Here is a 2,709-nt window from a genome sequence, read left to right as displayed (position 1 = left end):
TTGGCGAACGTATTGAAGGCAGGTCGTCTTCCTACAACGGCTAAAATCGTTGAAGAAGCTGTTGTGGGTCCTACTTTGGGTCAGGCTGCCATCGATGCCGGTGTAAATTCTGCTGTTATCGGTATTATCGTGGTAATGATCTTTATGATCGCTTACTACAATACGGCGGGTATCGTAGCAAACATCGCGGTATTGTTAAACGTATTTATCATTATGGGGGTATTGGCATCCTTAAATGCTGTACTGACCCTACCTGGTATTGCCGGTATCGTATTGACAATGGGTACTGCTGTCGATGCAAACGTTTTGATTTATGAACGTATCCGTGAAGAACTGGGCTTAGGAAAATCGATCCGTCAGGCTGTTGCCGATGGTTACAAACATGCTTTACCTTCCATCCTGGATTCGCAGATCACAACCTTCTTAATTGGTATTATCCTATTTTTATTTGGTAGTGGTCCGATCTTAGGTTTCGCAACAACGTTAATGGTGGGTATTATTACTTCATTGTTTACTGCGATCTTAGTTACACGTGTTATCTTTGAATGGATGTTAGCGAAAGATTTCAAAATCAAAGTCTCTTTCCCTTGGTCTGCAAACACTTTGCATAACGCAAACTTCAAATTCGTGCAGAAACGTAAAATCTTTTACGCGATTTCAATCGTTGCTGTGTTAATTTCTGCTGCATCAATTTTCACAAAAGGATTCAGTTTAGGCGTGGATTTCCAAGGTGGACGTACTTATACTGTTCGCTATGATAAACCTGTGGACTTAGAAGCTGTACGTACAAACTTGGACGATATCTTCAAGAAAACAACAGAGGTAAAAGTATTCGGTGCAGCCAATCAATTGCGTATTACAACAACTTACCATATTGAAGAAACTTCGGACACTGCTGATAAAGAAGTATTGGACAAATTAAACCAAGGTCTATCGAAAGTAGATGCTTCTAATAAACATGAGATTCTTTCGTCTCAAAAAGTTGGACCAAGTATCGCTACCGATATCAAATCTAGAGCAACCAGCTCAGCAATTTTCTCTATCATCATTGTTGCAGCTTACATCTTGATCCGTTTCCATAAATGGGAATATTCAGTTGGAGCAGCTATTGCAACAATTCACGATGCGATCATTTTATTGGGATTATTCTCTATCTTGGATGGTATCGTACCATTCTCACTTGATATTGACCAACACTTTGTAGCAGCAATATTAACCGTAATTGCTTACTCGGTGAATGATACAGTGGTTGTATTTGACCGTTTACGTGAATTCGTATCGAAACCAAATGCACATAATGAAGATCTTGGCGATGTCGTAAACCATGCGATCAACTCGACATTAAGTAGAACAATTATTACCTCATTGACAATCGTGTTTGTTCTTGCTGTATTGTTTATCTTTGGTGGTGAAGTTATCCGTGGATTCTCATTCGCGATCTTAATCGGTGTTATCGTAGGTACATATTCATCTATTATCTTAGCTGCACCTTCAGTATATGACTTACGTAAAGGAAAGCATTTGGCAGAAGGTAATACTGCTAAAAAAGCTGAAGTCGTAAGACCTTAATAGCTGATATCGATAAAATAAAAAAGGGCGTTCGAATGAACGCCCTTTTTTATTGCATTCAAATTACTTGTCACACTAAATATTTTAAATATATTTGTTGTACTAAATATTTGTATGCTAAACGAAAAATTTGACCGCTACTCCTTCATCTTGGACCAAACAGCCAAGAAAGTAAAACAGTTCGCCCAATCTTCTTTTGCCGAGAAAGGATTTGATATTACTGTAGACCAATGGACCGTTTTAAAGGCTTTATACGAAACAGATCAACTTTCACAAAAAGAACTGGCCAAGCGCTGCGGAAAAGACCAGCCCACACTGACACGGATCGTAGATATCCTTCTTAAAAAGAATCTGGCTGAGCGGATCACTGACGAAACAGACCGTCGGAGTCTATACCTCCATTTGACAGAAGAAGGAAAATTGAAAGTAGCATCGCTTACGCCAATTGTTACGGAGATTCGTATGAAGGCCTGGGAAAATCTAGCGGACGAAGATTTCGAAGCTTTCACAAGAATTTTGAATACAATATATAACAATTTAAATATAGAATAGCTATGATAAATACGGATATCTGTATCATCGGAGCAGGACCTGTTGGCCTATTCGCAGTTTTTGAAGCTGGGCTTTTAAAAATGCGCTGCCATTTGATTGATGTGTTACCCCAAGTGGGCGGTCAACTTTCGGAGATTTACCCCCATAAGCCTATCTACGACATTCCTGGTTATCCAAGTATCACTGCGCAGGAGTTGATCGATAAACAGCTTGAACAGATTAAACCCTTTGACCCCACATTCACCTTAGGCGAGCGCGTGGAACATATAACAAAACAGGACGACGGTTCTTTTATTATAGAAACCAATGATCATACGGTGGTTCATACACAGGTCATTGTCATCGCTGGGGGCTTAGGTTGCTTTGAACCACGCAAGCCCGAAATTCCAAATCTTCACCTCTTTGAAGGAAAAGGCGTAGATTATATGGTAAAAGACCCCACCAAGTACCGGGATAAAAAAATCGTCATTGCCGGTGGCGGTGATTCCGCGCTCGATTGGACCTTCCATCTCGCAGATATTGCGCAACAGGTCACTTTAATCCACCGAAGTGACTCCTTCAGAGGCGCTCCGGACTCGGCTGAAAAGG

At 40.6% G+C, this 2,709-nt stretch carries 3 protein-coding genes; all 3 read left to right on the top strand.

What is annotated here, in order from left to right; translation table 11 throughout:
* A partial coding sequence (gene secF, locus B2X72_RS25455) for a protein translocase subunit SecF (RefSeq protein ID WP_286852019.1) occupies positions 1-1,569 on the top strand: 1,569 nt, incomplete at its 5' end.
* A gap of 114 nt (positions 1,570-1,683) precedes the next feature.
* The gene (locus B2X72_RS25450) at positions 1,684-2,121 is read left to right on the top strand and encodes a MarR family winged helix-turn-helix transcriptional regulator (protein ID WP_075993977.1); all 438 of its coding nucleotides are present in this window, start codon (positions 1,684-1,686) and stop codon (positions 2,119-2,121) included.
* A gap of 2 nt (positions 2,122-2,123) precedes the next feature.
* A partial coding sequence (locus B2X72_RS25445; RefSeq protein ID WP_286852016.1) for an NAD(P)/FAD-dependent oxidoreductase occupies positions 2,124-2,709 on the top strand: 586 nt, incomplete at its 3' end.

The organism is Sphingobacterium sp. UBA7253 (genome assembly GCF_002472745.1).
Taxonomy (GTDB): Bacteria; Bacteroidota; Bacteroidia; order Sphingobacteriales; family Sphingobacteriaceae; genus Sphingobacterium; species Sphingobacterium siyangense.
Note: the sequence above shows the minus strand (reverse complement) of the source record. Positions and strands in the feature narration are given on the sequence as shown.